The sequence below is a fragment of the Lentilactobacillus sp. TOM.63 genome (assembly GCF_030361045.1).
Taxonomy (GTDB): Bacteria; Bacillota; Bacilli; order Lactobacillales; family Lactobacillaceae; genus Lentilactobacillus; species Lentilactobacillus dabitei.
This window is the reverse complement of record NZ_JAUCAP010000152.1, coordinates 1-1,849: the sequence shown is the minus strand read 5'-3', so window position 1 is coordinate 1,849 and position 1,849 is coordinate 1. Positions and strand designations below refer to the sequence as shown.

Below are 1,849 nucleotides of genomic sequence, written 5' to 3'. Positions count from 1 at the left end.
AAACAAAAAGAGCCCTAATCACAAAGTGATTAGAACTCGAATTTAGTTTCACCAACAACAGTTGACGAAGAGCCGATAAATCTTCCAAGGAAGCGGAAGATTTGTCTCAGTTTATTGATTGGCGGGGCATGTTTTGGCCCCTCTTTATCAAACTGACGGAATCCCTGACAAAAAATCTAAGTTAATTGTCAACTATTCTCGTGATTATTAAAAATCTTAAACCAACTTATTTGCCTAAGCGATGGGGCTTAACAATGCTACTAAATTGTTTGTTAGCTGAAACGTAGCGTCCGTTTGTTAATTTGAACCGGTTCATCCCATCAGAACGCTTATACCAAGCAGCAACGTGTAGTTTAGTCCCTTGTCTAACAAATCGGGTTCGGTCTCTCTTGTTAAACCTAGTCCCCTTATATTCATACAACCCTTTAGGATTATATGAATATACTGTTGCGTGCTTAGATCGCCAGTAAAGTGAGGCAACATACTTGCTGTTAGCAGTGATGTAGCTGCCATCGGACAACTTATAACGAGCATGACCTTGCTTATTGGTTACCTTAGCAACCATTCTAAAGTTAGCTGCTTCATAACGTGGTGTTCGTTTGTAGCCTTTGATCCGATTCTTCTTGCTAAACGTGGCCGATTTGTAACGGTAAATGGACCGTTTATTATAAACCTGGAATGACTTGTAGCCTTCAACATTGGGAGTGCTTGGATGTTTGGTTACCGTCGTTGAGTTGCCTGACGTGTTTGAACCGTTCGAATTGCTACTATTGCCGCTACTGTTATTGTTACTTGGCGTTACAACTATTCCAGTGTTAGTACCGTCATTGTTATCACCATTGTTATTGATAGCAGCATCGACAATCACTCTAGTTGTAGCAGTCTTTCCATTGAAACTATAAGTGACAGTGTAAGTGCCAGCTTTAGTGGTATCAAAATCAGCGCCCGTTACCTGTAAGCCTTGCTTAACGGCATCAGCATAATTCAATTGTTGACCTTGCTTAGTAGTTGCGGAAATAAAGCCCTGACTTGCATTAAACCTACCACCATTAGTTAATTCAATAGTTGGCACAGTCTTCAAAGCGGTTTGATCAGCATTGACAGTGACCACAGAAGTGGCCGTTTGGCCCTCGTAAGTGTAGGTCACCTTGTAAATGCCGGGTTTGCTGGTATCAACTTTATCACCACCAACCGTCACTTTACTAAAGTCTGCATCACTGCCATCAGCTGATTTGGCTGAAACGAAACCATCTCTGGCGGTATAATTATCGCCAACATAAAGATCAATATTCTTCGCATTAACCGCAGACTGGTTTTTAACCACGTGAACCGTTACATCTTTGGTAACGCCGTCAAATCTCAGCTCCACTGGATAGTCACCAACTTTGGTTGGATCAACAGTTCCGGTAATCGTTAAACCAGCGGCTTTGGCTGCATTATAATCCGTATATTGCTGGCCATCATGGTTAGTCGCTGAATCAAATAATTTAGTAGTATCGAAACTGTCTTGAGTATCGGCAATGATCGTGGCATCATGAGCTGAGATTGCAGCTAAACTATCAGCAACAGTTACCGTAGCGGTCTTAGTGATTCCGGCATAGGTGTAGGTAACTGTGTAGGTACTAGCTTTGGTGGTATCAACTTTATCACCGCCAACCGTTACTTTGTTAAAGTCAACGGCGTTGCCATCTTTATCCAAAGCATTAATGAAGGCATCTTTATTAGCAAAGGTATCGCCAACGTGTAGCGCTAGGTCCTTAACATTTAGAGCCGTTTGATTGGCCAATACAGTGATCTTGGCGGTCTTTGTAATCGAACCCACTTGGTAAGTAACGTTGTAAACACCTGG

The 1,849-nt window shown here is 42.1% G+C and carries 1 protein-coding gene; it reads right to left on the bottom strand.

The genetic code is table 11. The features are described from left to right. Positions 1–226 precede the first annotated feature (226 nt). The coding region (locus QUF07_RS13765) for a bacterial Ig-like domain-containing protein (RefSeq protein ID WP_289428183.1) at positions 227–1,849 on the bottom strand (1,623 nt) is incomplete at its 5' end.